Origin of the sequence: Microvirga terrae, assembly GCF_013307435.2 — a bacterium.
GTDB lineage: Bacteria > Pseudomonadota > Alphaproteobacteria > Rhizobiales > Beijerinckiaceae > Microvirga > Microvirga terrae.
Genome location: NZ_CP102845.1, coordinates 2,850,001 through 2,866,701 on the forward strand (window position 1 = coordinate 2,850,001; position 16,701 = coordinate 2,866,701).

General features: G+C 63.7%; 17 protein-coding genes. 8 read left to right on the forward strand and 9 right to left on the reverse strand.

The features are described 5' to 3' along the window. Positions 1-253 precede the first annotated feature (253 nt). Positions 254-1,009, forward strand: coding sequence for a calcium-binding protein (locus HPT29_RS13480; protein WP_173945788.1), 756 nt, complete (start codon positions 254-256; stop codon positions 1,007-1,009). 154 nt (positions 1,010-1,163) lie between these two features. Here the strand turns inward: HPT29_RS13480 and HPT29_RS13485 are convergent, their stop codons facing one another. The 4 genes from HPT29_RS13485 to HPT29_RS13500 all read right to left on the reverse strand — a co-directional run bounded on the left by HPT29_RS13485 (position 1,164) and on the right by HPT29_RS13500 (position 5,133). Then, positions 1,164-1,772: a hypothetical protein gene (locus tag HPT29_RS13485; RefSeq protein WP_173945787.1), complete on the reverse strand. Its 609-nt coding sequence runs from the start codon at positions 1,770-1,772 to the stop codon at positions 1,164-1,166. Positions 1,773-1,993: 221 nt separating this feature from the next. Then, a complete protein-coding gene (locus tag HPT29_RS13490; RefSeq protein ID WP_173945786.1) occupies positions 1,994-2,818 on the reverse strand; it encodes a carbohydrate ABC transporter permease in 825 nt (274 codons plus the stop codon). A gap of 2 nt (positions 2,819-2,820) precedes the next feature. Beyond that, complete coding sequence (locus tag HPT29_RS13495; RefSeq protein ID WP_259060714.1) at positions 2,821-3,720, reverse strand: carbohydrate ABC transporter permease; 900 nt, start codon at positions 3,718-3,720, stop codon at positions 2,821-2,823. Between the two features lie 75 nt (positions 3,721-3,795). Continuing rightward, the gene (locus tag HPT29_RS13500; RefSeq protein WP_173945784.1) at positions 3,796-5,133 is read right to left on the reverse strand and encodes an ABC transporter substrate-binding protein; all 1,338 of its coding nucleotides are present in this window, start codon (positions 5,131-5,133) and stop codon (positions 3,796-3,798) included. 139 nt (positions 5,134-5,272) lie between these two features. On the opposite strand from HPT29_RS13500, the gene HPT29_RS13505 reads away from it, so the two are divergent. The 3 genes from HPT29_RS13505 to HPT29_RS13515 are packed head-to-tail and all read left to right on the forward strand — an operon-like array spanning position 5,273 to position 7,755. Beyond that, a complete protein-coding gene (locus tag HPT29_RS13505; RefSeq protein WP_173945783.1) occupies positions 5,273-6,160 on the forward strand; it encodes a dihydrodipicolinate synthase family protein in 888 nt (295 codons plus the stop codon). Next, positions 6,157-6,831 (forward strand): GntR family transcriptional regulator, encoded by a 675-nt coding sequence (locus HPT29_RS13510; RefSeq protein WP_173945782.1) that lies wholly within the window; start codon positions 6,157-6,159, stop codon positions 6,829-6,831. The genes HPT29_RS13505 and HPT29_RS13510 overlap by 4 nt, the downstream gene beginning before the upstream one ends. Before the next feature lie 3 nt (positions 6,832-6,834). Next, on the forward strand, positions 6,835-7,755 hold the full coding sequence (locus tag HPT29_RS13515) for a PfkB family carbohydrate kinase (protein WP_173945781.1): 921 nt from the start codon (positions 6,835-6,837) through the stop codon (positions 7,753-7,755). Here the strand turns inward: HPT29_RS13515 and HPT29_RS13520 are convergent. The 5 genes from HPT29_RS13520 to HPT29_RS13540 form a co-directional block, all read right to left on the reverse strand. Continuing rightward, complete coding sequence (locus tag HPT29_RS13520) at positions 7,752-8,654, reverse strand: NAD(P)-dependent oxidoreductase (RefSeq protein WP_173945780.1); 903 nt, start codon at positions 8,652-8,654, stop codon at positions 7,752-7,754. The two genes, HPT29_RS13515 and HPT29_RS13520, sit on opposite strands and share 4 nt — an antisense overlap. Before the next feature lie 55 nt (positions 8,655-8,709). Beyond that, entirely contained in the window at positions 8,710-10,224 is a 1,515-nt protein-coding gene (locus tag HPT29_RS13525; protein WP_173945779.1) for a tripartite tricarboxylate transporter permease, read from the reverse strand. A gap of 24 nt (positions 10,225-10,248) precedes the next feature. Then, a complete protein-coding gene (locus tag HPT29_RS13530) occupies positions 10,249-10,728 on the reverse strand; it encodes a tripartite tricarboxylate transporter TctB family protein (RefSeq protein WP_173945778.1) in 480 nt (159 codons plus the stop codon). An 81-nt stretch (positions 10,729-10,809) separates the two neighbouring features. After that, on the reverse strand, positions 10,810-11,805 hold the full coding sequence (locus HPT29_RS13535) for a Bug family tripartite tricarboxylate transporter substrate binding protein (protein ID WP_173945777.1): 996 nt from the start codon (positions 11,803-11,805) through the stop codon (positions 10,810-10,812). A gap of 58 nt (positions 11,806-11,863) precedes the next feature. Beyond that, positions 11,864-12,883, reverse strand: coding sequence for a 4-hydroxythreonine-4-phosphate dehydrogenase PdxA (locus tag HPT29_RS13540; protein ID WP_173945791.1), 1,020 nt, complete (start codon positions 12,881-12,883; stop codon positions 11,864-11,866). 217 nt (positions 12,884-13,100) lie between these two features. Between HPT29_RS13540 and HPT29_RS13545 the strand changes: the two genes are divergently transcribed. Genes HPT29_RS13545 through otnK form a run of 4 tightly spaced genes read left to right on the forward strand, consistent with a single transcriptional unit; the run spans position 13,101 to position 16,629 of the window. Continuing rightward, positions 13,101-13,790: a GntR family transcriptional regulator gene (locus tag HPT29_RS13545; protein WP_173945776.1), complete on the forward strand. Its 690-nt coding sequence runs from the start codon at positions 13,101-13,103 to the stop codon at positions 13,788-13,790. A gap of 43 nt (positions 13,791-13,833) precedes the next feature. After that, positions 13,834-14,553 carry a 3-oxo-tetronate 4-phosphate decarboxylase gene (otnC, locus tag HPT29_RS13550; RefSeq protein ID WP_173945775.1) on the forward strand — a complete coding sequence of 240 codons (720 nt, stop codon included), beginning with the start codon at positions 13,834-13,836 and terminating at the stop codon, positions 14,551-14,553. 4 nt (positions 14,554-14,557) lie between these two features. Continuing rightward, entirely contained in the window at positions 14,558-15,370 is an 813-nt protein-coding gene (locus HPT29_RS13555) for a hydroxypyruvate isomerase family protein (RefSeq protein WP_173945774.1), read from the forward strand. Then, positions 15,367-16,629 (forward strand): 3-oxo-tetronate kinase, encoded by a 1,263-nt coding sequence (otnK, locus tag HPT29_RS13560; protein WP_173945773.1) that lies wholly within the window; start codon positions 15,367-15,369, stop codon positions 16,627-16,629. The genes HPT29_RS13555 and otnK overlap by 4 nt, the downstream gene beginning before the upstream one ends. Positions 16,630-16,701 lie beyond the last annotated feature (72 nt).

Below are 16,701 nucleotides of genomic sequence, written 5' to 3' on the forward strand. Positions count from 1 at the left end.
CTGAAAAGCTGCAGCGGGTTCTATCGTCGGCCGAGGCCGACTTTCCGCTCGTCGAACCACCTCTCCTCGTGAATATTCTGCCCACAGACGCAGCTTCGCCCGTCCGCTTCATAGTGCAAAATATCCAGCAGCCGCCTCAGCATTTTCACGCATGCCGGCGGGAGAAGGCATATAATGACTGTCTGAAAATCGATCTCCGACAAACGGCCCGGATCGTTCGAAGAATCCCGAGGGGGCGCATTCGGAGGAAGTCATGGCGACCATCTATGGGGATGACTGGCCCAATCTTCTCGACGGAACGTCCCGTCAGGATGTGATTTACGGCTTCGGCTGCGACGACGATCTCTACGGCTTCGGCGGAAACGACGACATCTACGGCGGCTGGGGTTATGACATCCTCGTGGGCGGCAACGGCAACGACTACCTGAACGGGGGAGATGGACCTGACGACCTCCATGGCGGATCGGGCAACGATAATCTCATCGGCGGCTACGGATTCGACTTCCTGTTCGGGGACAGCGGAAACGACCGCATTTCCGGCGGGGCGAATTACGACAACCTTTACGGAGGTTCGGGACGGGACTCCCTCTCCGGCGGATCAAGCGACGATCTCCTCAACGGCGGTTCCGGGCAGGACAGGCTGACTGGCGGAACCGGTGACGATGCCTTCCAGTTCACGCGCGGTTCGTCGGGCATCACCAGCGCAAGCGCGGACACGATCACGGACTGGAGGCCGGCAACCGACTGGATCGCCACGAGGATTGCCGGAACGTCTGCCAATTACCGCGAGGCCGCCACGAGCGCGGTGTCCATCGAAGAGGCGGCATCCCAGGCGGAGACGACCTTCACGAGCGCCAGCATCTCCCATGTGTTCCTGTACAATGCCCAGACGGATACGGGCTATCTGCTTTCCGATCTCAACAACGACAACCAGTTCGAGACGGGGGTCATTCTGACGGGGGCCGGCAGTGCCGCGGACATGAACTACCGCTACATCATCAATCTCTAGCCCATCGTGTGAAAAGCGCGTCGATCTTCGGCCCGACGCGCTTTTCAGGAATGGGGTGCCGAAGCGCACCCCCCGATTCGGGTGACCCGCCGTGACGGGGTGACCCTTGCCGGCAGTCGCCGGCGGGACATCAGCGCGCCCGCAACGGGCAGGGTCAATAATTGCAGACCTGCTGACGCCGGATGACGATCCGCCCATAAGGCCCGACGATGCGGCGGCGTACCCAATAGCAATCTTCGCCTTCGGCAACGGCCGCCGGGTAATAGCCATAATACGGATAATCGTAGCCATAGCCGTAATACGGATAGCTCAGCGCGCCGAGTGCCAGCCCGGCAGCCACGACACCTCCGTAATACGGGTAGCCGCGGTAATAGTTGCGGTAGTACGGATAACCGCCGTAATAACCCCGGTAATAGGGACGGTACCCGCCAGCCACCCGGCCGTAATAGGGAGCACGGAAGCCATAGCCCGGCCGTCCGATGGCACCTACCCGGAAGTCTCCACGGCCAAGGCGCGGCCCAGCAATCGCCCCGCCTCCGAAGCCGCCTATTCCTCCCCGAGGGATGAACATTCTCGAACCACCGAAGCCCCCGCCTCCGAACCCGCCGCCCCGGAAAGCCCCGCCTCCGCCAAGCCCTCCTCCCCCAAACCCGCCGCCGCGGAACCCGCCTCCATGGCTACCGAAGCGCTGGGCAAAGGCATCGGCTGGAAAAAGGAGAGCGCTCGCTGCGAGCGCCCCGATCGCGAAGAGAATCCTGTTCATTGCCGTCCTCCCGTCGGTCGGCTCGCATGCGCGAGGTGTGGGGCAGGAACCATCAAAAACAGGATTGTACATCTCTCCCGCGAGGCCGCTTGATCGTTCGGGACAAATTTCGCAATTCCCGACGATGGAACGTGCCACCCTGGCGAATTCTTGCACCCCGTTCCGCAAAGCCTTGACACCCGTCGAATCCGGGAGCGAGCCCATTCCCTCCCCGTCCCGCCTCAGCCGCCCTTCACGGCTCCGGCCGTGAGCCCGGCAACGATCTGACGCTGAGCCACGATGGTCAGGACCAGGACCGGCAAGGTCACGATCAGGGCGGCGGCCGCCAGAGGTCCCCAGCTCAGCTGCTCGAAGGACAGCATGTTGTAGACGGCGACCGGCAGGGTCCTTGTCTCCCGGCCCGCCAGGACGACGCCGAACACGAAGTTGTTCCAGGAGAAGATCACCGCCAGGATGAACGCCACCGTGATGCCCGGCTTGGCGATCGGCAGGGCGATGTGACGGAAGACGTGCCACCGGCTGGCGCCATCGATGACGGCCGCCTCTTCGAGCTCGAGCGGCGTCGTTTCGAAATAGCCGATCATGATCCAGATGACGATCGGCACCGTGATCACGAGGTGGGCGATGATCTGCGGCAGAAGCGTGCCCATGAGCCCCAGCCACTGGAAGAGCAGGAACAGCGGGATGAGATACGACAGTCCAGGGGTCATGCGGGCGATGAGCACGACCACGGCAGCCTTGGTCGCCTTCATTCGAGCGATGCCATAGCCGGCCGGCACGCCGATCAGCAGGGCGAGTCCGGTCGCAGCGCCGGTCACGATCACGCTGTTGAGGAAGAAGAGGCCGAAGCGATTCGATTCGAACACGCCCGTATAATTCTTCCAGGCGAAGCGCTCGGGAATCAGGATCGGCGGATAAGCGGCGTTGTCGACCTCGAACTTGAGCGACAGCGAGATCATCCAGAGGAAGAACAGGATCGCGGGCGAGACCAGCACGAGGCCGACGAACAGCAGGCCGAGCGAATGGGTGACTTTTCGAAGGTTCATGCTCATCCCTGAACGTCCGTCCATTTCGTGCGCTGCCGCAGATGGAGCATGAGGAGAGACAATGCGATCACGATGGCGAAGAACACGACCGCGATCGCCGATCCGTAGCCGACGTCGTAATAGGCGAATGCCACGCTGTAGAGATAGAGGTTGATGGTTTCGGAGGCCGTGCCGGGTCCACCCTGGGTGATCGCATAGATGATGTCGAAGCTTTTCAGGGCGTCGATCGTCCTGATGATCACCGCCACCATGAGGAATGGGGCGATCATCGGCAGCGTGATGTAGCGGAACTGCTGAAGGATCGTTGCTCCGTCGATGGAGGCGCTCTCGTAAGGTTCCGTCGGAATGGCCGCGAGACCGCCCAGGACGATCAGCATGACGAGCGGCGTCCATTGCCAGGTCTCGACGAGAACCAGCGATGGGATCACCGTCGAGGGATTGAACACCCAGGCTTGGGGCCCGATGCCGACCAAGGACAGGAGATAGTTCAGCACCCCCAGCTGCGGATGGAACATCATCGTCCAAACCAGGGCTACGGCCACGGGCGTGGCCATCATGGGCATGACGAACACGCCGCGCAGAACGCCGCGGAAGGGCAGACGGGAGTTGAAGATGAGAGCGGCCAGGGTTCCAAAGATCAGCGGCAGGATCACGGCCAGCACCGTATAGACCAGCGTATGGCCGACGGAGGTCAGGAAGCGCTCGTCCGACGCGAGGCGCAGGTAGTTGGACAGGCCGGCGAAGCGCCTGGCTCCGCCGACTGTCCATTCATGCAGGCTCATCCAGACGGTGAAGACCCACGGGAACACGATCACCGACCCGACCACCGCGACGGCGGGCACGACGAAGGGCCAGTAGATGCTCTTCGGTCGAGCGTCCGGGGCGGGTGCCGCCCCTGCCATCGAATTGGCTAAGCGCTCAGCGATGGAGGACATGGACATGCTCCACGATCCCGATCGTGTCCCGTCCGGCGCGCATCAGGCCTTCTCGCTGCGCTCGAGGATGGGCTTGAACTGCTCCGTGGCCTTCTTCATCTCGGCGGCCGGATCGCCCCCGCCCAGAAGATTGGTCAGGCCGATGCCGATAATGTCGCGGAACTCGGTCACGGGCTGGATGACCGGGAGGCCCAGCTTGCTGATCTTGCCCGATTCGACCACCGCATCGATCCACGCCGGGGGCATCTTCACGCCCTTGCGGGTCTCGGGATCGTTCAGGATCGACTGGCGGAACGGCACGCCGCCACCCGCCTGCAGCAGGCGAGCACCCATCAGCTTCGAGACCGCCCATTGGCAATAGAGATAGGCTGCCTCCTTGTTCTTACTGGCGGCCGTGATGCCGATGCCGTCGCCGAAGGTCGCCGAGGCCTGCGCCTTCGGTCCGCGCGGCATGACGCCGTAGCCGACCTTGCCGACGACCCGCGACTTCTCCGGATCCTCCAGCGGAGGCGCGAAGCCGACGCCGTCGAGCCACATTCCGATCTTACCCTGCAAGAAGGCCGACTGGCATTCCGACCAGTTGAAACCGGCCACGCCCTGCGGGGCGGATTTGGTGAGAAGGCGCTGATACAGCTTTGCGGCTTCGATGCCTTCAGGCGAATCCGTCATCAGGTTGCCGTTGGCATCGACGGGATCGACACCGTGGCCGAGCAGGAAGCTCGTCCAGACGGGAACGTTGGCGTTCTTCAGGCCGCGGGCGACGAAGCCGTAGGTGCCCTCCTTCGGATCCGTCAGGGCTTCGGCGGCCTTCACCATTTCCTCGAAGGTCTGCGGATAGGCGAGCCCCTTTTTGGCGAAGAGGTCCTTATTCCAGTACACCAACCAGTAATCGACAGAGAACGGCAGCGACAGCATTTGCCCCTGCGGGTTCTTGGCATAGAGCAGGCCAGCCTGGGAGAAGTCGCTCTCGGTGAGGCTCGGATCCGTCAGTTCCGGATTCTTCATGAAGCCGCTGATGTCGGCCAGCCAATTGGCCTTTTCGAACTGGCGCTTCTGGACGTGATAGCTGATATGCACCACGTCGAAGCTCGGGCTGCCCGAGTTCAGCTCGATCACAGCCTTCTGCCGCTGCTGCTGCTCCGGCGTCTGCTCCGACGAGACTTCGATTCCGGTTAGGTCGGTGAATTCCTTTTCGTATTTCTGCAAAACCTCGCCGCGCGGGCTCTTGATCAGGTTCACGCCGATCTTCGTGCCGGCGTATTTCTTCCAATTCACGTCCGCAAAGGCTGGCGCCACGCCGCCGAGGCCGTATGCGGCGGTCGCGGCCGCCGTGCTTGCGAGAAATGTACGACGCGTAAACGATCCGCCTGTGGCAGCCATGATCACTTCCTCCGTGGTTGAGCTTAACGGTCCCTTCGGACTCATTTCAGTGCTTGCAACCGATTAAGCACCATGTAACATGTTAGTGTCAACACAGCACTTGCTCGGCCACAGGTCGAAGCTGTTCCTGGAGGCTCCCGTGTCGCTCAGCTTCGGCATCAGTCCTGCCCTCGTTACCCCCTTTCTTGACGGAAAGGTGGACGTTCATCGCCTTGCTTCGCACGCCAAGGATTGCCTCGCCCGGGGCTGTCGGACGGCGACGCTGTTCGGGACAACCGGTGAAGGCCCCTCCGTTGGCGCGACGGAGCGCGAGCGTGTTACCAACGAGATGATTCGACATGGGATCCCGGCCGAGAAACTGGTGGAAGGCGTGATCGCCTGCTCGCCGGAGGAGGCCGCGTCCAGCACGAGCCAGGCGCTGCGTCGCGGGACCCATGCGGTACTGCTGGCCCCGCCCTTCTACTTCCGCCCTGCCCCAGACGACGCCGTGTTCGATTGGTATTCGGCCGTGTTCGACGCCATCGGCGCCGATCTCCGCGACATCATACTCTACCATATACCCGGCATGACCGGCGTTCCCCTGTCACACGCGGTCATCGCACGCCTGAGGGACCGGTATCCCGGCGCCATCAGGGGGGTGAAGGACAGCGCGGGCAACGCCGACGCCACATTCGCCCTGATCCAGGCCTTTCCCGACCTGGACATCTTGGTCGGCGACGAGACCTATCTGGGCCGGGCTTGCGCGGCGGGTGCCGCGGGATCGATCTGCGGAGTGGCCAATGTTCTGCCGGAGGCTGTGATCGACCTGGCGGAGAACGGTCGGGACGATCCGCGCATCGTCGCGTTGGTTCAGGAGATCTGCCGCCACCCTATCGTTCCGATGGTAAAGGCGCTCGTGGCCCATGTACGAAACGACCCGGCGTGGGCCATTGCTAGGCCCCCGCTTCCGACGTTGGACGAACGGACGACCACACGGGCGGTCTCGTTGCTCGAGCCGTTCGGGCAAGTGACCAAGGCCGTTGCATGAGCATGGCTCGGCCAGCCCCTCGCACGGAGATCAAACTGCGCGAGCGGGCCTATGACGTGTTTACCGAACAACTCCTGCAGAGCCAGATTAAGCCCGGGCAGTTCGTGACCCAGCGGGAGTTGGTCGCCCTCACAGGACAACCTCTCGGCGCTATTCGTGAACTGATCCCCCGGCTGGAAGCGGAGGGTTTGATCGTCACCGTCCCGCAACGCGGGTTGCAGATCCTGCCGCTCGACATCACGCTGATCCGCAACGCCTTCCAGTTCCGGCTTATTCTGGAGCGGGAGGCGATCGCCGTTTTCAGCCAGACGGCGAGCGACGCTGCAATCACACGGATCGAAGCCGCCCATCAGTCGATCGTCGATGACGCACGGTACGGCCTGACCGAACAACTCGTCGCCATGGCTCAGCACGTCGACCGGGAATTTCACGAAACGATTATCGACGATCTCAACAACGAGATCATCTCGAAGGCCTATCGGGTGAACTGGATCAAGGTCCGGCTCATTCGCCAAAGCGAGACGAGCCTCGACGAGGATCTCGTGATTCCGGTGATGCGGGAGCACCTCGCCATCATCGCGGCCATGAAGCGGCGCGACACGGCGGCGGCCGTGGAGGCCGCCATCGCTCACGTCATGAACGCTCGGGCGCGGGCGCTCAGGCTCGAATAGGCCATGAACCAGAAGCCGGTGATCTGCCTTGGATGCGCGTTCTGGGACACCATCTTCAAGATCGAGCGAATCCCCAGCCACGGAGCCAAGGTTCTGCCGGAGAAGGCCGTTCAAGCAGCCTCCGGGATGGCGACGGCCGCCGCAGTCACCATCGCCCGCCTTGGCGGCAATGTCGAACTCTGGGCGCGTGTCGGACGCGACCCCACCGGCGAAAGCTTCCTGCACGACTTGTCCCGCGAAGCTGTGCGCATTGATCGAATCCGCAGGGTTGAAGGCGCCCGAACGGCCTTTTCGACCATTCTCGTCGACAATGAGGGCGAACGACTGGTGGTGCCCTACACCGACCCGTCGCTCGACCCCGGTCCAGGCTGGCTGCCGCTCCACGAGGTCGCCGATGCCGCTGCCGTCCTGGTCGACATGCGCTGGCCCGAAGGGGCAAGGGCGTTGCTGGCCGAAGCGCGCCGTCGCGGGATTCCGACCGTGCTCGACGCGGATGTCTCGCCTCTGGAGGTGCTGCGCGAAATGATCGCGCTGGCCGACCACGTGCTGTTCTCCGAACCCGCCCTGCTCTCCCTGTCCGATCGCGGAACACCCAGCGAGGCGTTGCGGGATGTTGCGGCCGGAATCGAAGCGAATGTGGTCGGAGTGACGCTCGGTGCCGCCGGTGCCTTGGTGTGGCAGCGAGGCGATATGGTCGATAGCATCGCCACGATCCCGTCAATCCCCATCCGCGCCGTGGACACCTTGAACGCGGGGGATGTCTGGCACGGAACCTATGTCTACGGACTGGTCAACGACTGGGATCTGCCGCGCAGAGTGCGGATGGCCAATGTTGCCGCCGCCATGAAGTGCGAGCATTTCGGGGGGCGTCTCGGCTCGCCGACGCTTCCGGAGCTTCTGGAGCGAAGTCGCACCTCAGTCTAAGAATCGGCCGAAGCTCCCGTGGGGTTTCTGCGCTCGAGTTCGACGAGCAGCCCACTGTGATCGAGGTCGCCGGCGTGCTCGATCAGCCCTCGGAATAGATCCGCCGTCAGGGCGGTATAAGGCAGGACCTCGAGGTCGATTCTGTCAGCCGCGTCGAGGGCGTTGTCGAGATCCTTGAGATGAGTGACCGAGCGACCCTTGGTGACGAAATCGCGCTCGACCATGCGCTGGCCGTGCAGTTCGAGGATGCGGCTTTCCGCAAAGCCCCCACGAAGAGCCTCCCGGACCTTGGCCGGGTTGGCGCCGCCGCGCTGTGCCAGCAGAAGCGCCTCCGCGACCGCGCCGATCGTCACCCCGACGATGATCTGATTGGCAAGCTTCGCGAGCTGCCCTGCCCCGTGCGGCCCCACATGAACGGGTCTGCCCATGATCCTGAGGATCGGCTCGACCCTGCTGAAGGTTTCGGCCTCGCCGCCAGCCATGATCGCCAGTGTCCCCTGCTCCGCCCCGGTGGTCCCGCCGGAGACAGGCGCGTCGATGTGATGGACGCCACGCTCCTGTAGGTGCCGGGCGTGCTCCTGAGCCTCTGCGGGCTTGATGGAGCTCATGTCGACAAGGATCGCTCCGGACTTCAGGGCTTCCGCCACACCGTGGGAAAACAGTACATCCCTGACGATCTTGCCGTTCTCGAGCATAAGGATGACAACATCCGCGTTGCTCACCGAATCGGACGCCGTCTCGGCCACGTGTGCGCCGAAGGCGCCAAGCGCCTCGGCCTTTTCGCGCGAGCGGTTCCAGACCGTCAGCCTATAGCCCGCGTCGAGCAGACGCCTCGCCTGGCGCGATCCCATGAGGCCGATGCCAAGGAACGCCACGTTGGCGGATGGTGATGGGGTCATCGAAAACTCCTTCAGTGCGGCTCGCTCAGGTTTGAGCGGCCCCTCGCAATCACCCTCAGGCGACGGCCGATGAGGCCTTGGGCTTCACCAGACGTCCGAGCGCGGTGCTCAGGAGCGGCCCGAACGCAAGCACCAGACCGATCAGCATCAGGGTCGTGACGAGACCGTTCGACCAGAAGATCGACAGCGATCCGCGCGACATGATCATGGACTGCCGGAAGGCGTCCTCCGCCTTGTCGCCGAGCACCATGGCCAGGACGAGCGGCGCGATCGGATAATCGAGTTTCTTGAACAGGTATCCCACCACACCGAAGGCGAGTGCCAGCCAGAGATCGAAAGGTCGACCCGCGACCGTATAAGCGCCGATGAAGCACACGACGACGATCACCGGACCGATGATGGCGAACGGAATGCGCAGGATTGATGCGAAGAGCGGAATGGTGGCAAGCACCATGAGCACGGCCACGATATTGCCGAGATACATGCTGGCGATCAGGCCCCACACGAAGTCCGGCCGTTCGATGAACAGCATCGGTCCGGGGTTCAGGCCCCAGATCATGAGGCCGCCCATCATGACGGCGGCCGTTGCGGAACCGGGAACGCCGAGGGCCAGCATCGGCAGGATGGCGCTGCTGCCGGCGGCGTGGTCTGCCGTCTCCGGCGCCACGACGCCTTCAGGCTCGCCCTGCCCAAATCCGTCCTTGCGGCGCGACAGACGCTTGGCAAGACCATAGCTCATGAAGGAGGCGGCGGTCGGCCCGCCCGGGGTGATGCCCATCCAGCAGCCGATGGCGCTGCTGCGCAGAAGCGTCACCCAGTAGCGCGGCAGGGTCGCGATCGTCTTGAAGACGTCACGGATCTTGACGCGGGCACGGATGCCGTCGAAGCGCAGCCCCTCCTCCATGGTGAGCATGAGTTCGCCGATGCCGAACAAGCCGATCACCGCGATGAGGAAGCTGATGCCGGAGAGGAGTTCATTGAACCCGTAGGTGAGGCGCAGGCCGCCCGACACCGTGTCCATGCCGACCGACGCGAAAGCGAACCCGAGGCCCATGGAGACGACGGTCTTGAACGGAGACGCGGCCCCAAGCCCGATGAAGCTGGCAAAGGCCAGGAAGTAGACGGCGAAATACTCGGGTGAGCTGAAGCGAAGCGCGAACTTGGCCACCCAGGTCGATAGCACGGTGATGAGGATCACCCCGACCAGGGCGCCGAAGCCAGCCGACAGGAAAGCGAGCGTCAGCGCCTGGGTCGCCTGGCCCTGACGGGCCATGGGATACCCGTCGAATGTCGTCGCGACGGATGAAGGCTCCCCGGGAATGTTGAAGAGGATCGACGTCGTCGATCCGCCGAAGAGCGCGCCCCAGTACATGCTGGTGAGCAGGATGATCGCCGCAACCGGATCCATGGTGAAAGTCAGCGGGAGGAGAAGCGAAACACCGTTGGGAGCACCGAGCCCCGGCAGGACGCCGACCAGGATGCCCAGTAGGACGCCGACCATCATGAGCATGACATGATAGGTCGTCAGAGCGACCCCGAAGCCATGAAGGAGTGAAGCGAAATTTTCCACGACCTGTCTCCGTCCGGATGGGGGCTAGTAAAGGCCCAGAGCGGCTTCGAGCGGACCCTTCATGAGAGGAACCTGGAACGCCACCTCGAGCACGAAGTAGAAGATCACGGCTGCGGCGATGCCCGATGCGATGGAAACCGCGAGCCGGTACTTTCCCTGCACTCGCATGACGAAGGCGAGATACAGCGCCGTCGCCACGTAGAGGCCGAGGAGACGGGCTACCACCACGAAGGCCAGCATGGGCACGAAGAACGATGCCACGCGCTTGGCCTCCTCCTTGTGCAGGAAGACCGATTGCAACCCATGACGTCCGACCGTCGCACGGACCAAATTGCCGATGCTGGCAGCGACGACCAGCAGGCCGATGTAGAACGGGAATGCCCCGGGCTCAGGCCCTGCGTCTCCCCAACCGATCCCGAACTCCAGAGCGCCGACGACCGCCGCGAGCCCAAGGCCTGCGGTCAGTGTGGCGGTTCCGATCTCAGCGCTGAAACGAGAAATCATCGCGTCCGTCCCGGTTCGATGGATGATGCATGCAGGAGGAGCCGGCGGAGCTGTCCTCCGCCGGCCGTTCACATTCTGCCGTTAGCGAACGACCCAGCCTTCACCCTCGAAGACCTTGCGGTTCTTGGCGTCGTCGGCGGCGATGAAGCTTTTCAGATCCTGACCGGCCAGGAACTTGTCGGTCTGGGAGGTGCGCTCGATGTATTCCTTCCACTCCGGCGTCTCGCTCACCTTCTTCAGGACGTCGGCGTAGAACGCGACGGCCTCGGCCGGAACGCCGCCCGGCAGCCATACGGTGCGCGGCATCTGGAACTGATCGATCGGAATGCCTGCTTCCTTGCAGGTCGGGATGTCCGACCAGCCCATCGTGGCTGTGACCTTGACGCCGCCCTGGAGGCGGGTAGGGCTGAAGACGCACAGCGGAGTGATCGCTCCGGCCTTCCACTGGCCGGCATTCTCGTTCGGATTGTTGGTGTTGGAGTCGATATGCCCGCCGGCAAGCTGCACACCGGCCGCACCGCCGCCCTGGAACGGCACGTAGATGAACTTGGCGCCGGTCGCATCCTGGATCAGGCTGGTGAGGGTCTGGTCCGTGTCCTTGGACTGGCTGCCGCCCATCTTGAAGGTGTCGGGTTTCGCCTTAACGGCTTCGATGTAGCTCTTGGCATCCTTGTAGGGAGAATCGGCCTTGACCCAGAGCAGGAACTCGTCGAGGGCCATGGCCGCCACGGGGGTCAGCTCATCGGGCTTGTAGGCGAGCTTCGCGACGTATGGCAGGAGATAGGCGTTGTTCGTGCCGAAGGTCAGCTTGTGGCTGTCGCCCGTCGCGACCTTCGTATAGATGAAACCTTCCGCGCCACTTCCGCCGCCCTTGTTGGTGACGACGATGGGCTGCTCCATCAGCTTGTGCTTGGCGATGATAGACTGCACGACGCGGGCGAAGTTGTCGGTGCCGCCGCCGGGTGCCGACGTGACGATGAATTCGACCGGCTTCGTGGGCTTCCAATCCGCCTGTGCGAAGCCGCTGAATGTCACCGCGACGGCCGTAGCTACCAACCATGAAGTCTTCTTGAGCATCGTTCTTCCTCCCTGTGATGTTTCCAACCGATGGCGTCGGCTGTTGGAACTGGCTGTTCTAGGAATTGACGGCTGACAATCTCGGCTGCTCTGCCTCCGAACGGCGGGCGCGCACTTCAGCGCCCATGCGGATGGCGAGAGAGAGAGCCTCTCGGCTGGCGCCGAGATTCGCGATGCCGCGGCCGGCGATCTCATAGGCCGTGCCGTGAGCCGGCGTGCAGATCGGGAACTCGAAGCCGCCGATCAGCGTCACGCCGCGGTCGAAACCCATTAGCTTCATCGCGATCTGACCCTGGTCGTGGTACATGGTAAGGACGGCGTCGAAATCGCCGTTCTTGGCGCGCAGGAAGACCGTGTCCGACGGGAAGGGTCCTTCGACCGTGAAGCCCTGAGCCTGCGCCTGACGAACGGCCGGTTCGATGATGTCGATTTCCTCGGTGCCGAAATTGCCGCCGTCCCCGGCGTGCGGGTTGAGGCCGGCGACGGCGATCCGCGGCGGGTTGAAGCCCGCAGCCCGCATGCACTGGTTGGCCAGCGACAGCGACCGTAGGATCGCTTCCTCGGAGATCGCGGCGGCAACCTGCGACAGCGGGATATGGGATGTCACGCGGGCGTTCCAGGTCTGCCCCAGAACATTGAACTCGCTTGCGGCCACTGACGTCTTGAGAACGTCGCGTACGAAACGGATCTCGTCGTCGTATCCGTCATAAGCAAGGCGCATGGCTTTCTTGTTGAAGGGCGTGAAGAACACCGCATCGGCGCGACCGGACTGGGCGAGCAGCAGGGCACGGCGGAAGTTCTCGGTCGCGAAGACTCCGCCTTCCAGCGTGGCCGTGGCAGGCACAACCCGATCCGGGCTGAGATTCTTCAGATCAATGAAGACCGGGCGGCTGGCGTGATTCGGGATCGCCTGCTCGGACGCGACAACCTCCACATCAACGGCGACACCGGCCACCTTGGCGCCGCGCTCCAGGATCCGAAGATCGCCGAAGATCACGAGGTCGGCGCCGGAGCGGAACTCTTCTGACGCGATGAGCTTGGCAGCCAACTCGGGGCTGATGCCGGCAGGATCGCCCATGGCGAATGCGACGGTCGGCTTTTCGGATGGGGTCGGCAACGATGGAGCGCTCACAGCAACCTCTTCTCGGGATGACGACGGAACGTTAACATCCGTAAATTTCGTACGCAAGTATGCTGCATACAGAATTTTGTTTGCGACGATCTAGAGAAAGGTTGTATAGAGGGGTCAATCCCCGTGAGGATCTGTGGAAACACGGCAAAGTATGGAACGAGCCATGGCATCTGAGGCCACCCCCCTGCTGATCGACGACCTCGATTCGCGTGGGCCCATCGTCCGCCCTACCCTCCACGACGCCATCGTGGCGCGGGTTCGCGACATGATCATCGAAGGCGAGCTGTCTCCGGGAACCCGCCTCCACGAGGGCAACCTCGGCAAGATGCTGGGGGTCTCGCGCACACCTTTGCGGGAAGCGCTCAAGTTTCTGGTCAGCGAGGGATTGCTGGAGCTCTCACCCGGGCGAGGCGCGGTCGTGCGCCAGTTCAGCGCGAAGGACGTGCATGACAGTCTGATCGTGCTGGGCAATCTTGAAGGTCTTGCTGGGCGGTTGGCCTGTGAAAACGCCACCGATCAGGAAATCCGCGAGGTCCGGCAGCTGCATGACCATATGATGGACATGTATGAGAAGCGCGACCGCCTTCCCTATTTCAAGCTCAACCAGAGCATCCACTCGTCGATCCTCCGGCTCTCCAAGAACGAGGCTCTGGCCTCGGTGCACAACGTTCTGCAGGCCCGGCTGAAGCGCATCCGCTACATCGGCAATGAAGGACCTGAGAAATGGTCCGGCGCCGTGGCCGACCATGTCGAGATGATCGAGGCTCTCGAAGCGCGCCATGCCGACCGGCTGTCCACGATCCTGAACGCCCATATGCTGAAGACTTGGGAGCGCGTCAGGCACGCGATCTGATAGCCGCTCCCATTCAGTCACCATTCATTGCGAGGGCCCGGACATGAGCCATGAGAACCAGATTCGCGAGATGATCTGCCGATTCGGGCGGTCATTGTTCGAACGCGGCCTGACCGCCGGATCCTCGGGCAACATCTCGGTCCGTTTGAGCCACGGGGGCTGGCTGACGACGCCGACCAACAGCTCCCTGGGCTTTCTCGACCCGGCGCGCTTGAGCAAGCTTGATGCGGACGGCCGTCTCGTCGAGGGCGATGCGCCGACCAAGGAACTGCCCCTTCATTCGGCGCTCTACGCGACCCGCCCGGATGCAGGCGCAATCGTTCACCTGCACTCCACGCATTCCGTCGCCGTTTCGATGCTGCCGGACATCGATCCCGCAAATGCCCTGCCGCCCCTGACGGCCTACTACGTCATGCGGGTCGGGCGGACAGCCCTCGTTCCCTATTACCGGCCGGGAGATGCGGCCGTGGCCGATGCGATCCGAGGCCTTGCCGGACGCTACAGCGCCGTTCTTCTGGCCAATCACGGCCCCGTGGTGGCTGGCAAGGATCTGGAAGCCGCTGTCTATGCCACTGAGGAATTGGAGGAGACCGCGAAGCTGCGCCTCCTTCTTCATGGGCTCAACCCTCGTCTTCTGACCCGTGCCCAGGTGCGGGACCTGGTGGCTCACTTCAAATTGGACGAGGCGATCGCCGAAGAGACCTCCGACGCTTCTCAGGACTGCTGTTCCGCGTCGCACCACCCCTCCCACAAATGCGGATGAACCGATGCCACGCTTCTCGGCCAATCTAGGCTTCCTTTTCACCGAGCTTCCCGAGATCGACCGGGTCGGAGCCGCGGCCGCGGCCGGGTTCAAGGCCGTCGAGATGCATTGGCCCTACCAGGTGCCCGCTGAGGAGATGCGTGCCGCCCTGACCCGCAGCCAAGTGACCGTGCTTGGACTGAACACGCCAGTCGGGAACGCTGCTGCGGGCGATTTCGGGCTCGGAGCCCTGCCGGGTCGCGAGAGCGAGTTCCAGAAGGCCATCGAACAGGCGGTTTCCTACGGACATGCGATCGGCGCGTCTGCGGTCCACTGCATGTCCGGGCTGGTCGCCCCTGATGCCGCCTCGGCGGCCGAGAGAACCTTCGTGGCCAATCTGAAGCTGGCTGCCGACAAGGCCGCCCAGGCCGGAATGACCGTGCTCATCGAACCGATCAACCACCGCGACAAGCCGGGATACTTCCTGCACACCGTCGAGCAAGCCGCGTCGATCATCGACCAGGTCGGGCGGCGGAACGTGAAGATCATGTTCGACTGCTATCATACCCAGATCATGCAGGGCGATCTCACGCGGCGGCTCAAGGACTTCCTCGACGTGATCGGCCATGTCCAGATCGCCGCGGTGCCGAGCCGTGCTGAACCGGACGAGGGCGAGATCGACTACCGCACCCTCTGCCGATCCCTCGACGATATGGGATATGGCGGCTGGATCGGCGCCGAGTACAAGCCCCGCGGCCGTACGGAAGACGGCCTCGGCTGGCTGTCGGCCTGGAGCGAGCCTCAACCCTCCTCGAACGCCAAGGGAGCCGCGGAATGAAGCTCGGGTGTATCGCCGATGATCTGACCGGAGCGACCGACCTCGCTCTCATGCTGGCCCGGGAGGGGTTGCGGACCATCCAGACGATCGGCGCGCCGCGGCCGGAACTCGACCTGTCGGGAGCTGATGCGGTCGTGGCAGCGCTGAAATCCCGGACCATCCCGGCGATGGAGGCCATCGATCAATCCCTTGCCGCCGCGCAGATCCTGAGAACCGCCGGCGCCGAGCACCTGTTCTTCAAGTACTGCTCCACTTTCGATTCCACTGACGAGGGCAATATCGGACCGGTCACCGACGCGCTTCTCACCTTCACGGGAAGCGACTTCACGCTCGCCTGCCCGGCCTTTCCGGCCAATGGCCGCACGGTCTACAAGGGCCATCTCTTCGTGAACGGGGTACCGCTGCACGAAAGCAGCATGAAGGACCATCCGCTCACCCCGATGCGGGATTCCAATCTCGTGCGGGTTCTGCAGCGCCAGACCAAGCGGCCGGTTGGGCTCGTCGCCTACGAAGACGTGGAAGCCGGTCCGGACGCCATCCGGGCCGCCTTTGCGCGCGAGAAGGCCGCCGGCCACCAGATCGTGATCGTCGATGCCCTGAGCGACGACCACCTTCGGGCCATCGGGCTTGCGGCTGCCGATCTTCCCCTCATGACCGGAGGATCGGGGGTCGCGATGGGGCTGCCTGCCGCCTACCGGCGGGGCGAGCGCAACGCCTCCCCGGCCTCCACCGGCTTCGACGCTCCTGCCGGCCGCAGCATCATCCTGGCCGGCTCGTGCTCCAGCGCGACCCGCGCTCAGGTCAAGGCCGCGATCGAAGCCGGGATCCCGACGCTCCGCCTCGACGCGCTGGACCTCGCCTCAGGGGCCATGACGGCGGGCACGGCCCTCGACTGGCTGAACGCGCAGGCGACGACCGGACCGGCCCTCATCTACTCCACGGCGACGCCCGAGGAGGTCCAGGCCGTCCAGAACAGGCTCGGGCGCATGAATGCCGGAGAGATCGTCGAGCGGACCCTCGCGGAGATCGCGAAGGCGCTGCCCGGCCTCGGCTTCACCCGCCTCATCGTGGCCGGCGGCGAGACGTCCGGCGCGGTCGTGAACGCCCTCGATGTCGATGCGCTGGCGATCGGCCCCGAGATCGACCCGGGCGTCCCGTGGACCCGGTCACTCGCGGGGATCGACCTCGCCCTCGCCCTCAAGTCGGGGAATTTCGGCACCCCTGACTTCTTCCTGAAGGCCTGGACCATGCTTCGGTAGGGCGGCGGCCCAAGAGAACGATCCATTCGGCGGCACATGAGACCGGTGGCGACCGCTTACCGGAACGGGAGA

Coding starts and splice junctions, on each gene's coding strand:
- HPT29_RS13545 (WP_173945776.1), top strand. CDS start 13,101: ATGGCATCTGAGGCCACCCCCCTGCTGATCGACGACCTCGATTCGCGT.
- HPT29_RS13480 (WP_173945788.1), top strand. CDS start 254: ATGGCGACCATCTATGGGGATGACTGGCCCAATCTTCTCGACGGAACG.
- HPT29_RS13540 (WP_173945791.1), bottom strand. CDS start 12,883: ATGGGCGATCCTGCCGGCATCAGCCCCGAGTTGGCTGCCAAGCTCATC.
- HPT29_RS13515 (WP_173945781.1), top strand. CDS start 6,835: ATGAACCAGAAGCCGGTGATCTGCCTTGGATGCGCGTTCTGGGACACC.
- HPT29_RS13485 (WP_173945787.1), bottom strand. CDS start 1,772: ATGAACAGGATTCTCTTCGCGATCGGGGCGCTCGCAGCGAGCGCTCTC.
- HPT29_RS13535 (WP_173945777.1), bottom strand. CDS start 11,805: ATGCTCAAGAAGACTTCATGGTTGGTAGCTACGGCCGTCGCGGTGACA.
- HPT29_RS13495 (WP_259060714.1), bottom strand. CDS start 3,720: ATGGCAGGGGCGGCACCCGCCCCGGACGCTCGACCGAAGAGCATCTAC.
- HPT29_RS13555 (WP_173945774.1), top strand. CDS start 14,558: ATGCCACGCTTCTCGGCCAATCTAGGCTTCCTTTTCACCGAGCTTCCC.
- HPT29_RS13500 (WP_173945784.1), bottom strand. CDS start 5,133: ATGGCTGCCACAGGCGGATCGTTTACGCGTCGTACATTTCTCGCAAGC.
- HPT29_RS13530 (WP_173945778.1), bottom strand. CDS start 10,728: ATGATTTCTCGTTTCAGCGCTGAGATCGGAACCGCCACACTGACCGCA.
- HPT29_RS13510 (WP_173945782.1), top strand. CDS start 6,157: ATGAGCATGGCTCGGCCAGCCCCTCGCACGGAGATCAAACTGCGCGAG.
- otnK (WP_173945773.1), top strand. CDS start 15,367: ATGAAGCTCGGGTGTATCGCCGATGATCTGACCGGAGCGACCGACCTC.
- otnC (WP_173945775.1), top strand. CDS start 13,834: ATGAGCCATGAGAACCAGATTCGCGAGATGATCTGCCGATTCGGGCGG.
- HPT29_RS13490 (WP_173945786.1), bottom strand. CDS start 2,818: ATGAACCTTCGAAAAGTCACCCATTCGCTCGGCCTGCTGTTCGTCGGC.
- HPT29_RS13520 (WP_173945780.1), bottom strand. CDS start 8,654: ATGACCCCATCACCATCCGCCAACGTGGCGTTCCTTGGCATCGGCCTC.